The sequence below is a fragment of the Actinosynnema sp. NPDC020468 genome (assembly GCF_040642015.1).
GTDB lineage: Bacteria > Actinomycetota > Actinomycetes > Mycobacteriales > Pseudonocardiaceae > Actinosynnema.
Genome location: NZ_JBFAEO010000024.1, coordinates 52,728 through 76,460 on the forward strand (window position 1 = coordinate 52,728; position 23,733 = coordinate 76,460).

General features: G+C 67.1%; 25 protein-coding genes. All 25 read left to right on the forward strand.

From position 1 onward, the window contains the following. Nucleotides 1-243 precede the first annotated feature (243 nt). The 25 genes from AB0G50_RS18800 (at nucleotide 244) to AB0G50_RS18920 (ending at nucleotide 23,682) form a co-directional block, all read left to right on the forward strand. Nucleotides 244-639, forward strand: a complete 396-nt coding sequence (locus tag AB0G50_RS18800) for a phage terminase small subunit P27 family (protein WP_360109789.1) — start codon at nucleotides 244-246, stop codon at nucleotides 637-639. A 15-nt stretch (nucleotides 640-654) separates the two neighbouring features. Continuing rightward, nucleotides 655-2,136, forward strand: coding sequence for a terminase large subunit (locus tag AB0G50_RS18805; RefSeq protein WP_360109792.1), 1,482 nt, complete (start codon nucleotides 655-657; stop codon nucleotides 2,134-2,136). A 101-nt stretch (nucleotides 2,137-2,237) separates the two neighbouring features. Further along, nucleotides 2,238-2,369, forward strand: coding sequence for a hypothetical protein (locus AB0G50_RS18810; RefSeq protein WP_360109795.1), 132 nt, complete (start codon nucleotides 2,238-2,240; stop codon nucleotides 2,367-2,369). 3 nt (nucleotides 2,370-2,372) lie between these two features. After that, nucleotides 2,373-3,725 (forward strand): phage portal protein, encoded by a 1,353-nt coding sequence (locus tag AB0G50_RS18815; RefSeq protein WP_360109797.1) that lies wholly within the window; start codon nucleotides 2,373-2,375, stop codon nucleotides 3,723-3,725. After that, the gene (locus AB0G50_RS18820) at nucleotides 3,725-5,428 is read left to right on the forward strand and encodes a phage major capsid protein (protein WP_360109800.1); all 1,704 of its coding nucleotides are present in this window, start codon (nucleotides 3,725-3,727) and stop codon (nucleotides 5,426-5,428) included. The genes AB0G50_RS18815 and AB0G50_RS18820 overlap by 1 nt, the downstream gene beginning before the upstream one ends. A 236-nt stretch (nucleotides 5,429-5,664) precedes the next feature. Then, nucleotides 5,665-5,826 carry a hypothetical protein gene (locus tag AB0G50_RS18825; protein WP_360109803.1) on the forward strand — a complete coding sequence of 54 codons (162 nt, stop codon included), beginning with the start codon at nucleotides 5,665-5,667 and terminating at the stop codon, nucleotides 5,824-5,826. Beyond that, complete coding sequence (locus tag AB0G50_RS18830) at nucleotides 5,823-6,281, forward strand: hypothetical protein (RefSeq protein ID WP_360109806.1); 459 nt, start codon at nucleotides 5,823-5,825, stop codon at nucleotides 6,279-6,281. Before AB0G50_RS18825 ends, AB0G50_RS18830 begins: the two co-directional genes overlap by 4 nt. A gap of 11 nt (nucleotides 6,282-6,292) precedes the next feature. Then, a complete protein-coding gene (locus AB0G50_RS18835) occupies nucleotides 6,293-7,240 on the forward strand; it encodes a phage tail tube protein (RefSeq protein WP_360109809.1) in 948 nt (315 codons plus the stop codon). A gap of 9 nt (nucleotides 7,241-7,249) precedes the next feature. Then, on the forward strand, nucleotides 7,250-7,642 hold the full coding sequence (locus AB0G50_RS18840; RefSeq protein ID WP_360109812.1) for a hypothetical protein: 393 nt from the start codon (nucleotides 7,250-7,252) through the stop codon (nucleotides 7,640-7,642). A 17-nt stretch (nucleotides 7,643-7,659) separates the two neighbouring features. Continuing rightward, a complete protein-coding gene (locus AB0G50_RS18845; protein WP_360109815.1) occupies nucleotides 7,660-7,941 on the forward strand; it encodes a hypothetical protein in 282 nt (93 codons plus the stop codon). Nucleotides 7,942-8,100: 159 nt separating this feature from the next. Then, entirely contained in the window at nucleotides 8,101-10,596 is a 2,496-nt protein-coding gene (locus AB0G50_RS18850) for a phage tail tape measure protein (RefSeq protein WP_360109818.1), read from the forward strand. 5 nt (nucleotides 10,597-10,601) lie between these two features. Then, nucleotides 10,602-11,510, forward strand: coding sequence for a hypothetical protein (locus AB0G50_RS18855; RefSeq protein ID WP_360109821.1), 909 nt, complete (start codon nucleotides 10,602-10,604; stop codon nucleotides 11,508-11,510). A 19-nt stretch (nucleotides 11,511-11,529) separates the two neighbouring features. Next, on the forward strand, nucleotides 11,530-12,726 hold the full coding sequence (locus AB0G50_RS18860) for a hypothetical protein (protein WP_360109824.1): 1,197 nt from the start codon (nucleotides 11,530-11,532) through the stop codon (nucleotides 12,724-12,726). A gap of 10 nt (nucleotides 12,727-12,736) precedes the next feature. Continuing rightward, entirely contained in the window at nucleotides 12,737-13,816 is a 1,080-nt protein-coding gene (locus AB0G50_RS18865; RefSeq protein ID WP_360109827.1) for a hypothetical protein, read from the forward strand. Beyond that, entirely contained in the window at nucleotides 13,809-14,645 is an 837-nt protein-coding gene (locus AB0G50_RS18870) for a hypothetical protein (RefSeq protein WP_360109830.1), read from the forward strand. Before AB0G50_RS18865 ends, AB0G50_RS18870 begins: the two co-directional genes overlap by 8 nt. Then, complete coding sequence (locus tag AB0G50_RS18875; RefSeq protein ID WP_360109833.1) at nucleotides 14,642-14,920, forward strand: hypothetical protein; 279 nt, start codon at nucleotides 14,642-14,644, stop codon at nucleotides 14,918-14,920. The genes AB0G50_RS18870 and AB0G50_RS18875 overlap by 4 nt, the downstream gene beginning before the upstream one ends. Before the next feature lie 76 nt (nucleotides 14,921-14,996). Further along, the gene (locus AB0G50_RS18880) at nucleotides 14,997-15,203 is read left to right on the forward strand and encodes a hypothetical protein (RefSeq protein ID WP_360109836.1); all 207 of its coding nucleotides are present in this window, start codon (nucleotides 14,997-14,999) and stop codon (nucleotides 15,201-15,203) included. A 140-nt stretch (nucleotides 15,204-15,343) separates the two neighbouring features. Further along, on the forward strand, nucleotides 15,344-15,982 hold the full coding sequence (locus AB0G50_RS18885; protein WP_360109839.1) for a hypothetical protein: 639 nt from the start codon (nucleotides 15,344-15,346) through the stop codon (nucleotides 15,980-15,982). 191 nt (nucleotides 15,983-16,173) lie between these two features. Next, nucleotides 16,174-16,971, forward strand: a complete 798-nt coding sequence (locus AB0G50_RS18890) for a hypothetical protein (protein ID WP_360109841.1) — start codon at nucleotides 16,174-16,176, stop codon at nucleotides 16,969-16,971. Nucleotides 16,972-17,160: 189 nt separating this feature from the next. Then, on the forward strand, nucleotides 17,161-17,400 hold the full coding sequence (locus AB0G50_RS18895; protein WP_360109844.1) for a hypothetical protein: 240 nt from the start codon (nucleotides 17,161-17,163) through the stop codon (nucleotides 17,398-17,400). A 98-nt stretch (nucleotides 17,401-17,498) separates the two neighbouring features. Further along, on the forward strand, nucleotides 17,499-18,107 hold the full coding sequence (locus AB0G50_RS18900) for a hypothetical protein (protein ID WP_360109847.1): 609 nt from the start codon (nucleotides 17,499-17,501) through the stop codon (nucleotides 18,105-18,107). Between the two features lie 85 nt (nucleotides 18,108-18,192). Continuing rightward, nucleotides 18,193-18,315, forward strand: coding sequence for a hypothetical protein (locus AB0G50_RS18905; protein ID WP_360109850.1), 123 nt, complete (start codon nucleotides 18,193-18,195; stop codon nucleotides 18,313-18,315). Nucleotides 18,316-18,391: 76 nt separating this feature from the next. Beyond that, on the forward strand, nucleotides 18,392-19,321 hold the full coding sequence (gene dcm, locus AB0G50_RS18910) for a DNA (cytosine-5-)-methyltransferase (RefSeq protein WP_360109992.1): 930 nt from the start codon (nucleotides 18,392-18,394) through the stop codon (nucleotides 19,319-19,321). Nucleotides 19,322-19,418: 97 nt separating this feature from the next. Continuing rightward, a complete protein-coding gene (locus tag AB0G50_RS18915; protein WP_360109853.1) occupies nucleotides 19,419-21,734 on the forward strand; it encodes a phage/plasmid primase, P4 family in 2,316 nt (771 codons plus the stop codon). Nucleotides 21,735-21,849: 115 nt separating this feature from the next. After that, nucleotides 21,850-23,682 carry a DNA polymerase gene (locus AB0G50_RS18920; RefSeq protein ID WP_360109856.1) on the forward strand — a complete coding sequence of 611 codons (1,833 nt, stop codon included), beginning with the start codon at nucleotides 21,850-21,852 and terminating at the stop codon, nucleotides 23,680-23,682. Nucleotides 23,683-23,733 lie beyond the last annotated feature (51 nt).

Consider the following 23,733-nt stretch of genomic DNA (forward strand, 5'->3'; position numbering starts at 1 on the left):
CCTTGCACATTGAAGCAGCCGTGAACCATCCGGGCGCGTATGCGCCTGCGAATGACGAACTTATGCGCCTGCGTATAAGTGCAGGTAGATGACGTGAAAGCCTGCCTGATCGTCCAACGCTTGGAATCGAAAAACCCCTTGATTGGGTCATTCTGGAGCCGTCGAGGGGGCGTGGTGAGCAGAGTCAACGCGTCACCCACAGGCAACCCGCGAGGCCCGGCCGTCCCTCCTTCCGCCCCAGTCGTGCACTCCGGCCGCGCACCTCGAACCCCGGCGACGCTCGGCGACACCGGTCGCGAGGTGTGGCGCGGGGTGTGGGCCGCTGGTGCCGGTGCGTTCAACCCGCGCACGGACCGGATGGTGATCCAGCGGTATTGCGAGCTGCACGACCGGCGCGCCGAACTGCTGGCCGTGATCGGCCAGGACGGGTTGATGACCACCGGCAGCATGGGCCAGGCGGTGATGCACCCGGCGTTGCGATTCGTGGAGTCGACCGAGAAGGAACTCCGCGCGATCGAGGCGGTTCTCGGTCTTTCGCTTGAGGCACGGCTGAGGCTCGGCCTCGCGGCCAACGAGTTGGACAAGGTCACGCTCGCGGACATCCTCGGCGGCGGGGAGGACGACGAGTACGACGACTGACCCGGGTCGGGGGTGGTGCGCGTGCGCATTCGCTCCGAGGGAACGAAGGTCCGGCGGTTCGTCCAACACCTGACGCTCGGTGGGTCCTACCTCGGCCGGAGGTTCCGGCTGTTGCCGTGGCAGCGCGAGGTGGTCCTCGACCTGTACCGGTTGAACCCGGACGGCACGAGGAAGCACCGGACCGCGGTTCTCGGCATCGCGAGGAAGAACGGCAAGACCCAGTTCGCCGCCGCCCTCGCGCTGTACCACCTGTGCGCGGACACCCGCGACGCCGCACCGGAAGTAGTTTGCGCGGCCAACACCAGAGAGCAAGCCCGAATTTTGTTCCGTGAAGCGGCCCGCATGGTCCGCATGTCGCCGGTGCTGCGGGAAATCTGCACGGTCCATCGTGACCGGATCACCTGCCACGCCACGGGCGGGACCTTCGTCACCGTGTCGGCCGATGCCGGTCTACAGCAGGGACTCAACCCCACGTTCGTGGTTGTGGACGAGTACGCGCAGGCCAAGAACAGCGACCTGTTCGACGCCTTGACGCTGGGCTCGGCGACCCGCCGCGAGCCGCTGTTCCTCGTGATCTCAACGGCAGGGCCGTACCCGGACGGGGTGTTCGCGAAGCTGGTCGAGTACGGGGCACGCGTGAACTCGGGGGAGGAGGACGACCCGTCGTTCTGGTGCCGGTGGTTCGGCGTCCAGCCCGGCGAAGTAGTCGACCACGCCGCTCCCGAGGTGTGGCAACGGTGCAACCCGTCGTGGTCGATCATGAATCAAGCGGACTTCGCGGCGGCGGTGAAACGAACTCCGGAACCCAACTTCCGGATGTACCGCTTGAACGAGTTCGTTCGCGGCGGCAACGTGTGGCTGCCCCACGGCGTGTGGGACAAGCTCGGTGCCACGTCGGACTTGTTGGCTCCCAACGATGTGATCGTGGTAGGTGTCGACGCGGCTCACCGCAATGACAGCACCGCGGTGGTCGGTGTGCGGCTGCGGGATCTGCACGTGGAAGTCCTCGGACACTGGGAGGCGAATCCCTCCGACCCGCACTGGCGAACCCCGATCTACGAGGTGATGGACCGCCTTCGCGAGGTGTTCGCGACCTACTCCGTGGTGGAGTGCGTCTACGACCCCGCGTGGTTCGCGGTTCAGGCCCAGATCCTCGAGGACGACGGGCACCCGATGGTCGAGTTCCCGAACACGGTGGCGCGCATGGTGCCGGCGACCGCCGGCGCGTACACCGCCGTGGTGGACGGCGAACTGCGTCACGCCCGGCAACCGGAGCTGGCGCGGCACATCGGCAACACGGTGCTCAAGGCCGACAACCGCGGCGAGCGGATCACCAAGGAATCGCCGAGTTCCCGCAGGCACATCGACTTGGCGGTTGCTTTCGTCATGGCTCTGCACCGCGCGCGCCTCTATCGCGAGGTCGACAACACCTCTGACGGGTTCCTCATGGACGGCGGTCCCTCAGGTGCCGACGTGTTCGAGGACGACGAATGGTGAGAGGGGGCAGCGCCATGCGTACGTGGCTTGGAGGAAGGCTGTCCGACGCCAAGGACGGTGTGGGCCTCACGGTCGGTGCGGTTCGCCGGAACCTGGCCGAGGTGACTGTCACCGCCGGCGGGGCGCTGGTGTCGGTGGGCGTCGGCGGCATCTACGGGCCAGCAGGGCTGATCGCGGGCGGCCTCTTCCTGGTGCTGGGTGGGCTGGGCTTGGCCCGGTCTCGGGGGGTGTAGTCGTTGGGATTCCTGAACTTCATGGCTGCGGAGGCACGCGCCGAACCGCTGGATGCCGAGGCGGTCACCGATACGTCCGGCCTCACGGGCTGGACTACGGGCGACGACCAGGACAGGTCTCTCGCGCCGGTCGATGTCCTAGCACTGTCGACGGTGTACGCGTGCGTTCGGCTGATCGCTGACAGCGTCGCCACGACCCCGTGGGACGTGTTCAAACCCGGTGCCAAGGGAAGGCGCGAGCCGGCGGCACGGCCCGCGTGGATGGACCAGCCCAACGCCGGCACCCGCAAGATCAAGTTCGTCACCGAGGTCATGACGTCGCTCTTGCTTGAGGGCAACGCCTACGTTCTGGTGGGCCGCAACCCGGTTACGGGAACGGTGTCGTCGCTGGACGTGCTACCCGCAACGGCCGTCGAACCGAAGTACGTGCAGCGCGGGAGGCGGGTCCGCGAACTCGTGTACGAGTTGTCGGTGACGGGCGAGGACGGTCGCGTCCAGGTCGTCGGGGCGTTCGGCTCGAGCCAGGTGCTCCACATCTCCGGCATCAGCCTGGCGGGGGAGATCAAGGGAGTGTCCCCGCTGACGGCTGCCCGGCGCACGTTCGCGTTGAGCCTGGACGCGCAGCAGTACGGCGAAGAGTTCTTCGCCAACGGCGCGATGCCGGCCGCGGTGATCAGCGTCCCCGGACCGATGACGCCAGAGGGACTGGCCAACGCCCGACGCACGTGGCGGCGAATCCACGGCGGCAGGGGGCACCGCCACGGCCTCGCGATCCTGACCGAGGCTGCCGCGTTCCAAAAGGTGTCCGTTACTCCGGACGAGGCGCAGTTCCTCCAGACGCGGCAGTTCCAGGTTCCCGAGATCACCAGGATTTTCGGGACTCCGCCGCACCTGGTGAGCGACGCGACGAACTCCACCTCGTGGGGAAGCGGGTTGGCTGAGCAGAACACGGCGTTCGTCCAACACACCCTCACCACGTGGATTGCCCGGCTCGAAGAGGCGTTCTCGACGCTCGCGGCCCCTGGTAAGGCGTTCGTCAAGTTCAACCTCGGCGCGCTGCTGCGGGGCTCGCTCAAGGAACGCCTTGAGGCGTACCGGATTGCACTGCAAACGGGCATTTACACCCGCAACGAGGTGCGGGCGTGGGAAGACCTCGAACCCGACCCCAGCGGCCTCGGCGATTACCTCATGGTGCCGATGAACCTCGCTGTCCTGACACCGGATGGGCCTCTCGTGCTGGCCCGAGGCGGTAACCCGGTCACCCCCGCGAACCAGTCCGCACCCGAACCGGGGGAGCCGGGCGACCCAGACGACACGGAGCCCCCCGACGACCAGGGGGAGGACAAGGGGGACTAGTGGGCACCACCGAACGCAGGGACGTCGAACTTCCCGTCGAAGTGCGGGTGAAGGACGGTTCGCGGTCGATCCGCGGCTATGCCTACGTATTCGACAAGCTCTCCGGGGACCTCGGCGGCTTCCGCGAACGCATCGAACGGGGGGCCGGGCGCGAGGACATGGAACGCGGATCGCTGGTGGCCACGTTCAACCACGATTTTTCCGCGCCACTGGGCCGAACTGGCTACGGGCTGCGGACCGGGGTGGACGCGGTGGGCGGCTGGTACGAGATCGACCTCCCGGACACCACGGCCGGGCGCGACGTCGCCGAGCTGATCACACGGGGAATCGTCCGCGGTTCCTCGTTCATGTTCACCCTGAAGGACTTCGACGCGGACCAGGAGTGGGTGCGCGACCAGACCTCCGGATTCCTCATCCGGTCCGTGAAGGACTTCCACGTCCACGAACTCGGACCCGTCACCAATCCGGCCTACCCGGACACCACCGTTGCCAAGCGCGTAATGCCGGTCGCGCTGGCCGATCCCGAGAAGGGGGACACCGTGACCGCAACCGTCACCGACGTCACGAGTACCGCCGCGCAGCGAGCGCACGCCGAACACGCCCTACAGCGTGCTTCCGACGAAGGTCGCACCGAGCTTCAGAAGTTGATCCTGGCCCGGCTGGACGCGCTCGACGCGCGTTTCGACGCCGAGATGGGCGAGGTCCGCGCAGCCGAGACTCGGGACGCGCTTCTCGCCGCACTGGACGAACGGGCGAACCGCGGTCCGTCGGTGGAGCGGGCCGACGACAACGCCGCGCTGCGCGCCATGCCCGAGGGCGGTTCCGCGGAGTTCCGCGCGGTCCTGGGCGTCGACATCGACGCGACCAACAAGCAGGGAGGCAAGACGGCGGCTCGCGTGTCGCTGTACTCCGAGCTGCTCAAGGTGATCGAGGAGCGGTCCTCGGTCATCGCTGCGGGTGCCAGGGTGATCCGGACCAGCGGCGGCGGGGTGATCGACTTCCCGCGCGTCATGCCGAAGCCGCACCGGGGCAAGACCGCCGAGGGCGCGGCGCTGCCCGAGAACTACCCGACCACGTCCCTGGTGCCGCTCGGTGTGGCCAAGACCGGTTACGTCTCGCATGTGTCGGTGGAATTGGTCGAGGACGACCTCGTGGACCTGGTCGGATTCCTGGTCGCCGACGCGGGGCCGAACCTGGCCAACGACATGGGCCTCGACTTCGTGGACTCGCTGCTGTCGACCACCACGGGCATCCTGCCGGCCAACCGGGTCGCGCTGTCCGCGCTGCCCGCCAAGGACACCGGCTACACCGACGCGATCACCGATGTGCACTTCTCGTTGCCCGAGTACTCGGCGGCTCGCGCCAAGTGGATCATGGGCCGTAGGACCCTGTCCCGTGCGCGGAAGTGGAAGGACAACGAGGGCCGTTACCTGTTGAAGTCCATTGCGGACGGCGGGTCGTTGACGCTGTTGGACCGCCCGGTGTCCACCGACCCGGGATTCGGCGGTGCGAACGAGGGCAAGCTCGCGTTCACCGACCTGTCCGGCTTCACGGTGCGGTTCGCGGGTCCCCTTCGCGTGGCCAGGTCCACCGAGGTCAAGTTCGTGGAAGACCTCGTGTCGTACAAGTTCGTCCAGCGCTACGGCGGTGGGCTGACCGACACCACCGGGTCCGCGATGTTGGTCCTCCCGAACGAGAGCTGACCCGAACGGCCAGCGGTGAAAGGAGGTGAGGGCGGATCGACCTCTACGCCACCCTCGCCGAACTCCGGCGGCTGGACGGGCTGGACAACGTCGACCGGTACGACGACGCGACCCTGTTGGAAGCTCGGGCCTTCGCAGTGGAGCGCGTCACCGACTACTGCGGCCAGGCATGGTCGCTGGATCGCCCACCCCCGGTCGCGATTCGCTGGGCGGTCCGCACGGTCGCGAGGCAGTGGGTGACCGACCTCGACGCCCGTCTCCCGGACCGCGCCACGTCGGTCATCAGCGAGTTCGGCACCCAAAACCTCGCACAGGCGGGCGGCCCGTGGCGGCCGGTCAGCCTGCCCGAGGTCAACGCCGTCCTCAACGCGCACCGGGTGCGCCCGCCGTTCGGGTGACAGGAGGTCCGGCCGTCGACATCCCGTTTGCCACGAAGGAAGCCCTGTTCTCCGCGCTCAAAGCCGAGTTCAAAGGCACCAGGGTGTCGGTCACCTGGGCCGACCCCGGAGCCGACCAGACCCGGAGGTCGGTGTGGTTCACCGAGACCGTTGAGCCCGAGCTTGAACCGGTAGCGATGGTGGCCGGTCGACGGAAACCGACCAACCTCACCGCGGAACTGACCATCCGCATGGTCGCCGCCGAGGCAGGTGACCCGATCCACGCCGAACGCGCGGCGCTCGCCCTGAAATCGGCGGTTGTCGAGCTGGTCCTCGCGTTCCAGCCCACCAGTGTGGCGGGCCTGGTCGACCTCCGCCCTATCCGCTCGCTCACCACCATCGGCGAACACGCCATCCTCGGGACCGCGAGTCAGTGCGACGTCACGATCCGGGTGCGTGCTCGCCTCCAGTCCTAGGAGGTTCGCACGTGGCGCTAGACGCCGCTATCTCGATCGGCGCTGAGTCCGCGTACGGAGTGGCCGCGTCGGCGACCCGCGGTTACGAGGGACAGTCCGACAGTTGGAAGGCCAAGCCCGAATTCGTGGAATCCAAGGGGTTCCGTTCCGGTTTGCAGACCGTCCGTGCCGACCGCCGGCGGATCGTTGACATGGGCGGCGAGGGCGAACTCGAACTCGACCTTCTGGACGATGGCGCACGCACCCTGCTGACCGCCGCGTTCGACACCGTCTCCAGCACAGGCGACGCCCACACGTTCGCCACCGCCGGAAGCACGGTGCCCGCGAGCTTCACCGCGCAGATGGTCCGTCCGAAGGTCGACGGCGGCACGGTCCCGTACAAGCACGTTGGCTGCGTGGTCACCGAGTGGGAGTTCGAACAGGAGGTCGAGAACCCACTCAAGTTCAAGGCCACGTTCGATTTCCAGACCGTGAGCCACAACGGGCCGCCCCTGCCGATCGACTACCCGGAAACGTCGGTCCCCTACGACTGGACCCGCGGCGTGGTCTACCTGACGCGCAACGGCACCGAAACGCCGGTGGCAGTGACGAAGTGGTCCGCCAAGGGCAATCGCGGGCTCAAGACCGACCGCCGGTTCATCCGGGGAAACCAGCTCAAGGCGCAGCCCAAGCGGGCCGAGCTTCCCTCCTACGAGGGTGAGCTTGAGGTCGAGTTCGACACGGCGACGCTTCCGCTTTACGAGTCGTTCCTCGCCGGCGCGGTCCTGGGCTTCCGCGTCGCCTACGACGGTGTGACGGGTGGCTCGGCGCTGGAGCTGCGTTGCCCCGCGATCCAGTTCACCGGGGAATCCCCCGAGGCGAGCCTTGACGACCTGACCCGCATGACGCTGCCGTTCGCCATCCTCGACCCGGGGACCTCGGCTGCGGTCTCGGTGGTCTACACGGAGCCCGGTGACTAGGCCGAGATCGTGAAGTTCCAAGTGCGCGTGGAAGGGCACAAGGAACTCCGCAAAGCCATCCGGGACACCAAGGACAAGGGTCTCGCCCGGGGGCTACGGCAGGCACACAAGGAAACGGCGGCACTGGTGGTGCCACCCGCCCGCGCGGACGCCCCGAAGCAGTCAGGCTCGCTCGCCGCGTCGGTCGCACCATCGTCCTCGGTCAACGGTGCGGTGGTGCGAGCAGGTTCGGCCAAGGGGCGGACGAAGTTCTACGCCGGTCCCATCCATTTCGGTTGGCCTCGCCGGGGAATCAAGCCCCACGCCTTCCTGTTCCGTGCCGCCTACGCAATGCGCGAGCAGTACGCGACACGTTTCCGCGAACTCATTTCCGCGCTGATGCGCGACAACATCGAGAGCTAGAGGTGTGCATGTCCCGGGTGATGACCATCGACGTCAACGACCTCACGGTGGGCGAGATCGAAACCATCGAAGACCTGATCGACGCGTCGATCGACAGTGTCGGGGAGAAGGGTGCGCGCAAGGGCAGGTTCCTGCGCGCAGTCGCCTACGTCGTCCAGCGCCGGGACAACGCCGAGTTCACCTGGGAAGACGCGGCACACGTCCGTATGGCTGTGTCCACTTCGGACGCAGAGGGAAACGGCGAGGCTCCCGCGCCCAACAGGGCCGCGCGGCGCGCGCAGTCACGAAAGCCCGACTGATCGATCACTTCCGGGGCCTCACCTGGTCCGACGTGCAGGGCCTACGGCTGGACGAGTTTCGCGCTCTGGTCCAAGCCATGAGGGCGGATACGAAGGCGCACAAGGGAAACAGTCGAGGTGCCCGCCGCGAGCCGGTGATGATCTAAGGGGGTCCGGGGCATGGCCAAGCCGATCAAGGTCACGATCCTCGGGGACATCAAGGACCTGGTGGACAAGCTCACCCAGGGCGAAGGCGGGGTCGCCGGGTTCGCGTCCAAAGTCGGCAACGCAGCGTCCGACGTGGCCAAGCACGCCGCGAAGATGGGGACAGCTCTGGTCGCTGCGGGCGGGCTCGGCGGCGCAATCGCCGAGTCACTGGACCGGGGGAGGATCACCGCCGCCCTCGGCGCTGCCCTCGGCGCGACACCGGACGAAGCGGCGAGGTACGGCCGGGCCGCCGGGCAGCTCTACGCCCAGGGCTACGGCGAGTCGTTCGAGCAAGTCACCGCCTCGGTCGAGGCCGTGGTGTCCACGCTCGGAAAGATGGACGGCGGACAGCTCGAAGCGTTGGCGGGCAAGGCATCGGACCTCGCATCAGCGTTCAAGGTCGACGTCAACGGCGCGGTGAACTCGGTCGGCATCCTGTTGCGGACCGGGCTCGCCGCCGACGCCAACGCGGCGTTCGACCTGATCACCCGAGGTATGCAAAGCGTTCCGGTGTCGGTGCGGCAAGAGCTGTTGGACGCCTCCGACGAGTACTCGGTGTTCTTCCAGGGACTGGGTTTCAGCGGCGATGAGGCGTTCGGCGTGCTCGCCAAGGCCGCGCAGGGCGGCAAAATCCAGCTGGACAAGGCCGGCGATGCCCTGAAGGAATTCCGGATTCGCTCGGTCGACATGTCCAAGAAGTCCGTCGAGGCATACCAGGCGATCGGCCTCGACGCCGAAGCAATGGCGCAACGCATCCTTGCGGGCGGAGAGTCCGCCAAGGGCGCGTTCCGGGAGATCCTGACCGGCGTACTGTCCATTCAGGACCCAGTCAAGCGGGAGACGGCCGCGGTCGGGTTGTTCGGCACCCAGTTCGAAGACCTGGGAAACATCGACGCGTTGGCCGCGCTCGACCCCATGCGGAACGCACTTTCCGGCGTGGGCGGTGCAGCGGACCGGCTCGGAAAGTCACTGCACGACAACGCATCCGCGAACATTGACGCGTTCACAAGATCGGTCTCCACCGCGTTTGTCGACGTGGTCGGCGGCAAGGTGATTCCGATCCTGGGCCAAGTCGTCGGGTGGCTGTCGGCGAACCTCGGGCCGGCGCTGTCGGTGGTCGGCGCGATCCTCGACGCCACGGTGGTCCCCGCGCTCGCGGCCACCGCGCGGTTCGTGGCGGACAACGGGACGGCCGTGGCCGTGATTGCGGGTTTGATCACGGCGCTGTTCGTGCCCGCGATGGTGGCGGCCGGCGTCACGTCCACGATTTCGGGTGCACAGCAGGCAGCCGCCTGGGTCAAGGCCCAACTCGCAGCTTCCAGCGCGGCCCTTTCCCAAGTGGCGGCCGGTGCTCGCGCTGTGGGTGCCTGGATCGCCCAAAGCGCGGCGGCAACAGTGAATGCGGCCAAGGTCGTCGGCGCGTACGCACTTATGGGCGTGCAAGCGACGGTCGAAGGGGCGAAGGTCGCTGCGGCGTGGGCATTGTCGTCCGCTCGCACCCTGGGTTCGCTCATGCTGGCCTCCGGCGGATTCGTCGTCCAAGGCGCAGTAATGGTCGCGAGCATGGCGGGGACAGCCGCGTCCGTCGTGGCGGGCTGGGTGGTGATGGGCGTCCAATCCCTCATCCGGGCCGCGGAGATGGCCGCCGCTTGGGTGCTGGCTATGGGGCCGGTGGGCTGGATCATCGCGGCCGTCGTTGGCCTGGTCGCGTTGATTATCGCGAACTGGGACGCCATTGTTGGCTGGACCAAGGCTGCCTGGCAATGGGCGGTCGATGCGGTAGTCGGCGCGGTGAATTCACTCCTCGACGCGGTGGCCTGGCTCGGTGGACTACCTGCGAAGGTAGGTGGATGGTTCGGTGGCGTGTATGACGCAGCGGTCGGGAAGCTGCTGGAATTGCTTTCCTGGCTCGGTGGGCTCCCGGGTCGAGTGGTCTCGTCCATCGGGCAAACAGGTTCGCTGCTGGTATCAGCGGGCGGCGATTTGCTTTCGGGGCTGTGGCGCGGCATCGAGAACGCGGCCGGGTGGCTGAAGGACAAGGTGCTCGGCTTTTTCGGGAACCTGCTTCCGTCGTGGGCGAAGGACGCGCTTGGCATCCACTCGCCGTCTCGTTCGTTCGCAGACGTGGGCCGGTGGATTCCGCCCGGTATCGCTGTCGGTATTACCGGCAACACGGCACCGGCTATCGCCGCGGTCGGTGGCCTCGCGGCCACGATGGCGAGCGAACTGGCCGGTTCCGACCTCGGTACTCCACTGGCATTTGCCCTGGCTGCGGGTGGTGCCGTGGTTGCGATGGCCGGTACTACCGGCACGAAGGACGGTACCAACGGCACCGACACCGCTCCGCAAGATGGACCCGGCCCCACGAAGCGTGGCACCACCACGGTCAACGTCTACGCGACGACCAATGCCGACCCGGTTCGTATCGGCAACGAAGTCGCATGGGCTGTGCGCAACACGGGGAGGTGATAACCGTGGTAATCGGGACCGCATCCGTACCGGTGTCCCTCTCCCAGGATTGGACCGCGGAGTACCGGGGGGTCGTAATCGGCGTACCCGGTTCTCCGCTGTCGTTCACTGAAATCGCGGGGCTGCTCGACGCGCCCGCGGTGCGTACCAACGACAGGGCGACGCTGAACCGGCACGGCGAGATATCGGGAACCGATTGGCTTGGTGCGCGCACGGTCACCCTCGTGATCGAGGTGAACGCGGAAAGCGCAGACGAATTCGCTTCGAACATGGCCGCGCTCAACGAGGCGTTCGCTCCCGTCCGTTCCGTGTCCCCGTTCAGCTTCCGGTTTCCCGGTGTGGCAGGCGGCGGGTCGCGCGTGGTGTGGGGGAAAGTGCGCAAGCGGGTGACAGTCATGGACTGGGCCTATACGCACCACTACGCGACGATGAGCGTGGAGTTGTACTGCCCGGAGCCGTTCGTCCTGAGCACGACGTCCGGAACGGGTCGCGCGACCCTGCCAGCGTCGATCGCACCACCGGGATCGGGCATCCGGTTCCCGTTGGTGTTCCCGGTCCGCTTCGGCCAGTCGCAGAGTGCCGAGGTCGTCCGGGTGGACAACCCCGGCGACTTCGCTGCCCCGCTCCGGCTCACGCTACGCGGACCGATCGGCGACCCCGCGGTGGTCAACCTCGGCACCGGCGAGCAGTTGGAGTTCGCCTACACCCTTCTGGCCGGGCAGTGGCTGACCGTGGACACCGCGACCCGCGACGTTCTGTTCAACGGCACTCCGAGGTTCCTCACCCCGGGTCGCCGCAACACGTGGTTGACCGCGCCACCCGGCTTCTCGACGTTCGGCCTGCGCGGCGTCCGCCTGACCGACACCGGCCCCGAACCCGAACTGATCGCGGAGTGGTCAGCGACATGGGTGTGAGCACATTGGAGGTGCGCGAGTGGCCGTGCAGACCATGATTCTGCCGCCGATCTTCGTGGACAACACCGAGTTCAACGCCGACCCCGTCCGCCGCGTGCTGTCCGCCATCCTGGGCGGGAAGCCCGGGTTCCTCGGCAATGACGCCTTGCAGTCCACGGTGAACGGCGGCGACTACACGGTGACCGTGTCCCCCGGCGTGGTGGCGTTGCCGTCGCCGAGTTCGGGTTTTCCCGGCGTGTTCCTGGCCGAGTCCGCGGCCTCGGTGTCCGTCGCTATCGCACCTCCGCACTCGACTCAGACCCGTGTGGACGCCCTGGTTGCTTATGCGGTCCCACCCGTTGGTCTCGGTGCTGGCACGTGGCGATTGGAGACCCGGGCCGGCACGCCGAGCGGAACCCCGGTCGCGCCGACCGTGCCGGGTTCGTTGCTGCTGGACGAGATCACCGTTCCCTCTGCCGCGTCCTCGCAACTGCCGACCAAGACCAGCCGCCGGCTAGCCAACGGTCAGCATCTTCTAGGCGGCACCGTGTTGTCCGGCTCGACCAGGCCGACCGATGCGCGAGCGGGAACAGTGTGGGCGGACTGGGCCAACGGGAACGCCTGGGTGTGGGGTGACACCCGCTGGTACCCGGTGGGTGTTCCGCGGTTCGCCTCGATCGCGGCGCGCAACACGGCGTTCGACAACCCCGTCGAGGGCTCGCTCGCGGTCACGCGCGACCCTTACACCCTCTGGTGTTACACGGGTTCCGCAACCGGCTGGCAGCCTGTTGGGGACACCGTGCGGGCGCATCACGGCCTGGTGGCCTCCGCCAGTGTCCCGCCGACCACGCTGACCACGTTGCCCGCCAACGCTTTCGCGGCCGGTCATGACGGTGGCATTGCGACATTGAGCGGCGGCACCATCCGATTGAACCGCGAGGGCCGGTGGTCCATCGGGATCATGGTCTACTCGGATGCCAACGTGTCCGGGCTGTCGCAAGTCAGGTTCGACTGGACCAACGGTGCGTTGTACACGCCGGACATCACGGCGACGGCGACGCGCGGAACTGGTTTCTCCGGCGCGGGCACCATGCACCAACTCATTTCGTGGACGGGCAACGTCACCGCCGCTCAGGCAACTGCGCCCATGAAGGTCCAAGCCACGTGGTTCCCGTTGTCCGGCAATCCGACGTTGACCTACACCGCGTGGGTCACCCTCGAATACCTCGGCCGCTGAAAGGAGGAGCGTGACCGCCTCCTATCGGGTCCTGTTCCAGGACGTGTTGACCGGCTACGTCCACGGCGAGCTGCCGGTGGAGTCGCTGAACTACACCAACACCCGGAACTCGCCGGGCTCGGCCGCCCTGGTGGTCGAAGTCGAGCCGACTGTGTCCCGGGTCAATGCCGGCTCCCTGGTGCCCGGTGCCGCGACCGCGGTCTACGTCGAGCGTGACGGCCGGTTCGTGTGGTCGGGTCTGTACTGGGACGCGGAAGTGGACTACGCGGCGGGCACGATGACCTTGCAGTGCGAAGGCTGGTTGTCCTACTACCGCCTGCGCCACGTGCACACCACCTTGCAGTTCACGCAGGTGGACCAAGCCGCCATCGCACGGAGCCTGGTTCAGCACGCGGCGACCTACGGTCCCGGCTCGAACCTGGGCATGATCCGCTTCGGCACCGAAATGACTGGGGTCTTGCGAGACCGCACGTACCAGGAATACGACCACAAGAGCATCGGCGAGGCGGTGGAGCAGCTCGCGGACGTGATCGACGGGTTCGGCTTCGCTTTCGAAGCCGAGTGGACCGGCCCGGCCGAGGACGAGTTGGGCGTGTGGTTCCGCATCCGCTACCCGGCCACCGGACGTCGCCGTGAGGTAGTGCTCGAAGACGGGGTGAACTGCGACATCAACACCGCGAAGCTCGGCGGCAAGAGCGTGCGGAACTTCGCGTTGTTCACCGGAGCCGGCGACGGTCCCGAACAGCTCTGGGCTACCTCGGCCAGGCCGTCCACGGTCCACCCCCGCCTTGAGGCCGTCGTCTCGGCGTCGGACGTCAAGGAGTACCAGACCCTAAAGGCCAAAGCCGACAACGTGACCCGTGCCCAGTCCGCGCCGGTACTGCTGCCCGCGATCGAGGTGTATCCGGACGCGTCGCTCGGTCTCTCCGCTTTGGCGGTCGGTGACGTGGTGGACGTCGTCGGTGGACGTGGCCTGGTGGACGTGGCCGGCGAATGGCTTGTCACGGAGATCGGCGTCGCGGTGGACGCCTCCGGTGCCGAGTCCGTGGCGGCGACCGTCGCCCCCGTGGAGGTGTTCGAGGTTGCCTGACAACCCGACGCTGCCACCGAGCCTCGGCGCGATGTTCCGCGGATTCGAGGAGCGCCTCGCCGCACTGGAACGCGGTGGGAAGTCGTTGAACTACAGGCAACTGCTCACGACCAACGACGCGGCCAACGCGCGTGAGCTGCACATGGAGCAGGCCGGCACCACATGGACCCCCAAGGACCACGAGGTCTACGCGATCTCGCTCACCAACCCCCGTTACCCGGTCATGGTCGCCCGGTTCCACCTGATCCTCATCCAAGGCTGCGCCGCCGAGGTGTGGCTGACTTCCACGATGGGCGCAGCCTCACGGAACACCCAGCGATGGCAGGTGACCGGCGGCACCGGCGCGGCTGGGACCTCGGTGTGGTCCCAATTCGAGGTCGCCTGGCTGCACGGGATGCCGACCGACCAGTGGTCGGACACCGACGCCCAACGCGTCCTCAAACGCGGCAACATCGAACTGCACGTGAACGTGAAACAGCAGTCCACCCGGTACGAACGGAATCCGGACTTCTCGGCCGACGCGCTGTCGAAAGGTTTCACCGCCGCGCAAACCCAGTTCCTTGACTTCTGGCTCGCGAAGTCAAGCAACCGCAACCCGGTGTTCGCGCGCGAACCCGAGTACGTGTTCCTGGCCCCGCTCGGCGCGTTTCCCACGGCGTCGGCCGAGGGGACCATGATCACCGGCGCGAGTGTGCCCGGCTACCCGGTTCCTGCGATGGCCTCGGGGACGGCCTCGGTCCTGTCCGACGGCGGGAACCAGGCCGAATCCGCCGTGTGGACCGGCGAACCCGGTGACTGGCCGGTCCGACTGCCCCACGAGGTGACATGAACGAACCCGTGCTGCTTGCCCTGATCGGCTTCGCCGGGGTCCTCGTGACCGCTGGCCCGAGCTACCTGTCCCATCGCAAGACCCGGCGCATGTCGGCCGAGGCGATCGACACGGCGGTGACTGCTGCCGTGGCACCGGTGGCGGCCCGCCTGGACTCCCTCGCCGAGGACGTGGCCGAGATCAGGGTGAGCGTCGCGGTGCACGAGGACCGGTGGCTGCGCCCCCTGTTCCCGGCCGGCCGAGGACAACCGGATCACCCCGAAACCCGCGGGTGACCCGCTGCACCCGGGCAAGCCCACCGCGTCCGACACGCGGTTCAAATACGGAAGGAACAAACCCCTGAAACGACGAGTGGTAGAGCTGTTCAACGCCTTTCCCGCGATCGGCTGGGCCGTGCTGGGCACCCTCGCGGCGCTCGCCGTGAAGTTCGTCCCCGGCTTCGCGGGCATGGACGTGGGCGTTGTGGCGGACTTCCTCGCGGCGGCCCTCACCGCAGGGACCGGCGTGGTGGTCCACCGCCTCGTGACCCCGGTCGAGGCGGACGCACGCGGCATGTGAGACCTGGCGGGCTGCGGACGGACCCGGCGGGATACGCACCTTCCTGCGTCAACCATGAGTTCGTCCCGCAGTTGAGTGCGAGCCCCCATGCTAGTCTGCGCGCGATACCGGCGTGACCCGAAATAGAAGGGGCCAACCAATTGCGAGTCGATTCGGAGGCCCGTCCGGCGGCGCTCAAAGCACTGGTGTCGGCAATGAAGCGAGCCGGTGGCCGAGGCGCGGAAGATGCAAAGAAAATTCTCGGGAAAGCGATCATCAACTTTCGGACGACATTTCCGAGGGATGACGGTAGTCCCGACGTCACAGGCCGGACTTTTGCCTACAGGACCGAATTCGCCAATGCCCGGCGGTTGGCGGGCATGGATTCGCAGGACCACGACGCTCTGTTCGTCACGGTCCGTCACTATTCGAGTGACGCGGCAAGGGACCACCTACGGGCCGAGGCGGGGGGCGATGACGTGCGGTACCGGGAGTTGTGTCACACCTACGGTATGCGCCCGGAGTCGAACAACAAGCGGCGTGGGGCACAGTTGGCGACCGTCCGCGCGATGTCCTCCGAACTCCGTGTTGGACCGCAATCCTTGTTGGCGCTGATGACCGCCACGCGGGACCGCCTGCGGGCCGATGTGGACGCGGAGGCAGCGGGGGAGTACGTCCCACAGACGGCGATGACGCCGGACGACGCGGCGAGCCTCGCGGCCGTGGCCGACGACCTCGCGCGCACGCTCCCTGCTGCCGTCGCACTGTGGCGCAAGCATTTTCCTCGTGCCGAAGGGTAACGTCCGAGCTTCGGGACCCCGGTCGCCTGCTGGTGGCCGGGGTTTTCCTTTTCATGGGCGTGGTAAGGGGTGTCCCGTTTCCGTAGGGTGCGTTTGGTTCTGCGTGTGACTCTCGTCACGGTAGGTTGCTGATCGGGTGCCGTCGGGGGGTGTTATCGGTGTAACGAGATACCCCGGCGAAAAGAGAAACGATGGCAGGTCTTACCACGATCAAGCGCAACGGAAGCCGCTACTACGTCCACCCCGAGACGCAAGAGAAATTCCCGGGAGTGACGTCCATCCTGGATATGCTTCCCAAACCCTTCCTCACTCCGTGGGCGTCCAAGCTCGCGGCGGAGTACGCGGCCGACAACATCGGCGCGGTCGTCCAACTCCTGGTCGGTGGCCAACGCCAAGCAGCAGTGGACATGATCAAGGGTGCGTCCCGGAGGTTCGTTTCGGAAGCCGCCGACGTCGGCACCGAGGTTCACGACCTGTTCGAGAAGCGGGCACTCGGCTTGCCGATCGGACGACCGCACCCGGAGTTGGTCCCCTACCTCGCGCACATCGATGACTTCCTCGACACGTGCCAACCCCGTTTCCTTCACGTGGAGGACTCGGTGTGGTCCGCCGAGCACAGGTACGCCGGGTCGTTCGACTGGATCGCGCAGATCGACGGTCGGACATTCATGGGTGACACCAAGTCCACGCGGTCGGGTGTCCACGAACCGGTGGCTATGCAACTCGCCGCGTACGCCAACGCGGACAAGATCGTCACCAGGGCCGGGGCGGAAATCGCCGTGCCCGCGGTCGACGCACACGCCGTGTTCCACGTCCGGCCGGAGGGCTGGAAGTTGGTGCCCGCGCGTGCAGGCCGGGACGTCTTCGACGCATTCCTCGTGCTGCGTCGGGTATTCGACTGGGAGACCGCCATCAGGCACACCGTGATCGGCGAGGCATACCACGACTCCACGGTCACCACGGGAGCGACCCGCAGGAAAACCAGGTAGCCACGAGAAAGCGGGTCGAACATGCCCAAGTGGACGATCACGTACCAGACCGAGGTAGAACCGTCGAACCTTCCGCCGGGTGCGGAGGTCAAGGAAACAAGCCGGTACCCGATCACTATCCGACGTGGCAGTCGGAGGTTGCGCCTTTACAGCGTGCCGACGACACCGGGTGGCCTTGAGGCGGACTTGGTGGCATCGATCAAGGTCGGCAACGCCACGATCCACCTGGACAAGGGCGAAGCGCAACAGCTTGCCGCCGCGTTGTTGACCCTGGCCGAGGAACGTGCCGACTACCGCCGCATGGCCGCGAGGGACGCACTGGCCTCGAAAACCGCTCGCGAGGCCGCGGCCCGCCAGGTGGACATGATCCGCGGCCGTTCTCGCAATCCGCTCGAAGCCGTCTTCGGCGGCCCGTTCGAGCGTCACTAAAATTGTCTCCGACGAACGGAAACTCCTTGGCACTGCGTGTTTTCGAGACCGACCCTGACTCCAAGCCCAAGCTACGTAACCCTTTCATGGATGACGTTGTGGGGAAGCTCAAGGGCGGCAAGCTGGTCGGCCGGCGACCGGTCGCCTTGTCCGAGTGGCGTTTCGTCTCCGACGATGAGGACGTTGCGGAGCGCGTCAGCGCGCTGTTCGGCGGCAGGGTCGTCGTCAGCCCGGACGACGAAGCCCGCGACCCGTTCGACGTCGAAACGACCACTGCGGCCGTCGAGGTGGTGATCGAGAGCGCGGACGCACTCCGTTCGCGAATGGCGCTGTACGGTCAGGCGGGTCCCATCCACGTGTGCGACGGCGCGTACTACGTGACGGGGCACCCCGCCGAGGACAAGGTGGGCCAGGCTTGCGGATGTCCGCGCTCGCTCGCTGACCGAAAGGCGGACAGCAAGGCGGGAACCGGCCCCCGGCCGGACATCAGCTTGAAGTTCCGCCTCGCGGACGCCCCGGACCTCGGCTACTTCCTGTTCACCACCGGGTCGTGGTCGTTGGTCAACGACCTGGCGGAGATCGAGCGCGGCCTGGAGGCGGCTCCCGTGCGCGCGGTGCTGCGCCTCGAACTCGTGGAGTACACGACCAAGAAGGGGCGGGAGGTCTCCTACACCCGCCCTGTCATCGAGATCAAGGGCACTGCCTGATCTCATCCGAGGATGCCCCCGGACACCGTCCATTGCAGACGGTGTTCGGGGGCGTCTTCTGTTATGGCAAAGGGAAGAGGGGATCGTGGACGAAGAGATCAAGGCCGGCCTGTTCGGGCTGCTGGTGATTTTCGTGTTGGACCTGGTGGTACTCGCCCTCGTGGTCTGGGGGCTGACGGCGTTGGCGGACTGGGTGTTCGGGCGGTGAGTCAGCACGTGGTGTTTTGGCTGTGCTTCGGCGTGCTCGCCCTCGCCGCGGTGCTGCTGGCGGTGGTGGACCTGTGATGTTGAGCCTCGGTTCGCTCTGCTCCGGCTATGGCGGGCTGGACATGGGGGTCAACCTCGCGCTCGCCTCGCGCACTGTGTGGTTCGCCGACACCGCACCAGCCGCCGTCGCGGTTCACTCCCACCACTGGCCGGGCCTGCCCAACCTGGGCGACGTGACACGTATCGACTGGAGGACCGTGCCTCGGGTCGACATCCTCTCGGCGGGGTATCCGTGTCAGCCGTTCTCGCACATCGGGAGGAAGCTTGGATCGGCGGACCCGCGCCACCTCTGGCCGCACATCGCTGCGGGAATTGGCGTTCTTCGACCACGAGTCATCGTGCTGGAGAACGTCTCGGCACACCTGCACCGAGGATTCGGAGAAGTTCTATCGGATCTTGCCGAACTCGGGTACGACGCGGCGTGGGCGATTGTTCGCGCTTCCGACGTCGGCGCGCCGCACATCCGACGTCGGCTGTTCGTCGTTGCTGCCGACGCCGCGCACGGGCACCAAACGGACCTCCTTTCGGTGGGCGACCCGCCCGCCTTCGGAGGGAGGGGCATCGGGGCCGAGCCTGTCTCAGAGTCTGGAGTTGGCGCAAGGGATCTTGCCCCGAGAATTCCAGAGCTGGGAGCAGGTGCCGAACTCGTGGACCTCGGTGGCTACACGTGCGCCGTCGCGCGATGGGCACGAGTGAGAGGCATAGCGGCACCGACGCCCACCCGTCCAGGGCGGCAGGGGACGCACGCCGAAACCCCCGAGTTCCTGGAATGGATGATGGGTTTGGAACCTGGCCACGTCACAGGGGTCCCAGGGCTGTCGGCGACCGCGATGCGCCAACTCTTCGGCAACGGCGTGGTGCCGGCACAAGCGGATCATGCCGTGCGGCTACTCGCACGCACCTTGGTCGAAACCACCGCGTCACCGGAGGTGATCCGTGCACATTGACTCCCTGTTGACCAGATTCGGCGGCCCGGTCACGGAGGAACGAGGTGGCGTCCTCGTGAGGTGCCCAGCCCACGCCGACCGCCGGCCCTCCCTCTTGGTGAGCCTCAAGGAGGACGGGAAAGCGCTGGTCCACTGCCGCGCCGGTTGCCGGCGCGAGGATGTGCTCAAGGCGGCGGGCCTGCACGACTCCGACCTGTTCGACGTGTCCGGCTCCGCGACCCTGGGCAACGCGCCGGCCGCCGAACCGGGGGTGGCGGACCTTGCGGCCCTCGGAACCTACGTCCGAGCCGCGGCAGCCCGGTTCGCAGGTTCGCGGGCAGCCGCCTACGTAAGGGACCGGTTCGGGCTGACCGAAGACACGGCGCGGCAACTGCACCTGGGGTGCGATGACGGCACGGTCGACCTCGGCCGGGCGCGGGACTTCCGGTCGGCGGGCTACCTCGCACACCCCCGGTTGGTCGTGCCGTTCCTTACGTCGGCAGGGGCTCCGCACGGACTGCAAGGCCGCGACCTCGGCACCGGGTGCCCTGCGCGGTGGATGACCCTCGCCAACCCGGAAGACGCGCGATGGGGTGCCACCGCGGTCATGCGTACAGCCGATTCGTTCCCCACCATCGTGGTCACTGAAGGGCCGGGCGACGGTCTGACGGTGGTGGCGGCCGGGTACACGGCTCTGGTCGTCAGGGGTTCGGGCCTCGCGCGGGACGCACGAACCGCACGCGCCGTTGCGGAGCTGGCCACCCAAACCGGGGGTGACGTGATCCTCGCCGGAGACAACGACCGAGGAGGAACAGCTTTCAACAACGCCCTCGGCGCGAACCTCTCGGCACTGGGCATCAGACCCCGCGTGTTGGTGGTGCCGCCGGACGCGGAGGACGTCGCGGACTGGCGCAAGCGGGCCGCGGACCTCTTCCCCCCGGCGTTCCACCGTGCGGTGGCCGACGCACCTGAATGGGTTCCCGAACCCGCGGCCCACCCCACCCCGGTCGCCACACCGCCGGCTTCCCGACCTGTCGTCAAGGCGACGGCGGGAACCGACATCGAAAATGCCCGCCTGGCGCTGTCGATCGTGGGCAAGGACACCGCGCACGTGGACGGCGTGGGGTTCCTGACCTGGGACGGCCGGGTGTGGCGGGTGATGTCGCAAACCCAGGAACGTGCGATCGGACACCGGGTCGCGGACGCGATGGCCCGCGAACTCGCCCAGATGCCCAAGGGCGACAAGGGAGGAAGCCGAGAAGACCAACAGCAGCACGCGGACTACGTCGAGGCCGTGAAGCGGACACGGCGGATGCACATGGACGCCGGAATCAAGGCGGCATTGGAACACCTCCGCACTATCACCTCCGCCGAGGTGCACGAGTTCGACTCCCGGCGCGACCTCCTGAGTTTCCGCAACGGCACCGTCGACCTACGCACCGGAACCCTGCGGGAACACCGCCGCGAGGACCGGCTCACTCGCTGGGTGGACCTGGACTACGTCCCGGACGCCCAAGGCCCACGGTGGACTCGGTTTCTCTCCGAGGTGTTCCCCGGGGATGAGGACATGCCGGGCTTCATGCGACGTCTGGTCGGCTACGGCATCACGGGCGAGACCCGCGAGCATGTGTTCGCCTTGCTCTACGGCCACGGCTCCAACGGAAAATCCGTCTTCCTCAACACCATCGGAGAGGTCTTCCGGGGGATTACAGGCCACGTGGCGCAGGCGGCGATTGCACAGACACGGGCGTTCGATCCGGGTGCGGCCAACCCTGCGCTCGCTGCGCTGCGAGGTGTTCGGTTGGCGGTGCTGTCCGAGCTGTCGGACGGGCTACGGCTGAACGAGGCGTTGCTGAAGCAGTTGACGGCGGGGGATCCCGTCGTCGCCCGGGAATTGTATAAGGGTCAGTTCGTGTTCAGCCCGACCGCGCTCATGATCATGGCCACCAACTACCGGCCGGACGTCCGTGGACAGGACGACGGATTCTGGAGACGAACTCGGCTAGTCCCGTTCGTCCGCGAGTTCACCGGAGCCGATAAGGACCCGACGTTGCCGGAGGCGCTGCTCGGTGAAGCCACCGGGATCGCGGCGTGGGCGGTGCGCGGCGCGGTCGAGTGGTACGCGGGTGGGCTGGGCGAACCGGACTCGGTGCGTGCGGCCGTTGACGAATACCGCCGGTCCTCCGACATCCTGGACGGGTTCCTGCCCGGCATCCTGGTCCGCGACCCCGCCGGGCGGATCATGCTCGAGGACGCCTTCCAGATGTACGAGACTTGGGCCGACATAGAACTTGGTTCTGCACAACGATCCTGGGGCAAGAACACGTTCCGGAAGCAGCTGGAGAACCGCAAGGTCCGGATAGGACGGACCGCGCGCGGACAGCAACTCCGCGGAGTGCGGAAGGCGAGCGCGGAAGAACTCGCGCAGGTCTAGAAGGACGCCGAGGCAGGAACAGCCACCGTCGGGCGACCGCGGGCGGCGCTTCGTGCTGCCAGGAAACGGAAGGAGAATTTTGCTGTCGCTCCCGGCACTTGTCGCAGGCGACGTCGTGACGGTGAACGTCGTCCAGGACACGGACGACCTCGTGTCCTTCCGGTCGTGGGTCGAAGCGGTCGGCGGACAGGTCGTCGCCTTCGACACCGAAACCACGGGGCTGAACCTTTGGCGGTCCGACTTCCGCGTGAGGTTGGTCCAGTTCGGCGACCGCCACACAGCGTGGGTCCTGCCTGTGGACCGTCAGGGGCAGGACGCTCGGCAAGCAGAGCGCGTGCGTGCAGAGTGCGCCCGTGCACTGCGACGTGTTCCAGGCTTCACCGTCCACAACGTCACGTTCGACGCCCTAGTGGTCAACCGGCACCTCGAGGTCGACCTGGACGACCTGTGGCAGCGTGTCACGGACACGGCAATCCTGGCGCACCTGTGCGATCCGCGCGGCCCGGAAGACGGCGGGAGCGGGCAGGGGCTCAAGGCGAATGCCGCCCGGTACGTCGACCCAGCGGCCCCGGACCCAGCGGCTGAGCTGTACGGCGAGTTCCACGCAATCGGCCACACGAAGGAAACCGGCTGGGCGTACATCGACCTGTGGAACCCGCTGTACCTGTTGTACGCGGGCCTTGACGTCATCCTCGGCCGTCGGCTGTACGACGTGCTGTCCGCCGAGGCCAGCAACCGCGGCTTCGACGGGTTGGCGAGGTTCGAACGCGAGGTCGCCTTGGTGTGCGCGAAGATGGCGCGCACGGGCATGAGAGTGGACCCCGCCTACCTGACTGGCTTGTCCGACTCGCTCAAGACGGAGGCGGCCGAGTGGTCCGGTGTGGCCGCGATGTTCGGAGTCACCTCCGTCAACGCGCCGAACCAGGTCTCGGCCGCGTTGCTCGGTATGGGGGAAGTCCTCACCGAGACTACGGACGCGGGTTCGTTCAAGGTGGACAAGGAAGTTCTCGCTCCTCTAGCCGACCTCAACCGCGACTGGGAACGCGTCGGGGCGCGCGACCCCAACCCACTGGCGGAGGCGGTTCTCCGGGCGAAGCGCGCGAGCAAGTGGAAAAAGTCCTATGTGGACTCAATGTTGGAAGGCCGGGACGCGAACGACCGAATACACCCGAGTATCGCGTCACTGAAGGCGCGCACAGCGCGAATGTCTATCAGTGGCCCACCGCTGCAACAACTTCCGTCGCGGGAGTGGCGCATCCGCCGCGCGATCCTCGCGGACTCGGACACGTGGGTGATCGGGTCCGTCGACTACCAGGCGGTGGAGATGCGGGTCATTGCCGCTCTGTCCAACGACCCCGTGATGATTCAGGCCATTCTGGACGGTAAGGACCTGCACGGCTACACGGCCGAACTGGTGTACGGCAAGGACTACAGCAAGCGGCAGCGCGACCTCATGAAGGGAGTCGGGTTCGGCAAGCTTTACGGCGGCGGCGCTTCCACGCTGGCCCGGCAGACAGGCGCGCCTGTCGATCAGGTCAAGCACGCCATCCGGCAGTACGACCGCGTGTACCGCGGCATCGTCCGCTACTCGCGTCGACTTGAGAATCGGGCCAAGTACGGGCGCAAGGAGGTCGTCACTCCTAGCGGGAGGGTGATCCCCTTGGACCGACGACGGCTCTACGCGGCGACCAACTATGTGGTCCAGAGCACCGCGCGAGATGTGCTCGCCGAGGCACTGTTGCGGCTGGACGAGGCAGGGCTGACCGAGTTCCTTCGCTTGCCGGTACACGATGAAGTTCTTTTCACAGCAAGTAAAACTGACGCCGAAGAGGTGGGCCGCGAGGTCTCGCGCCTGATGGCGGTCGATTCGTTCTACGGCGTCCCGCTGGCGACCGACCTGGAGATCGGTGGCCGGTCCTGGGGATCGCTCTACGGCGCTGCGGCGTGAGAATGGAGGTCCACAATGGATTTACTGCAAGTGGCAGAACACCGTCGAGAC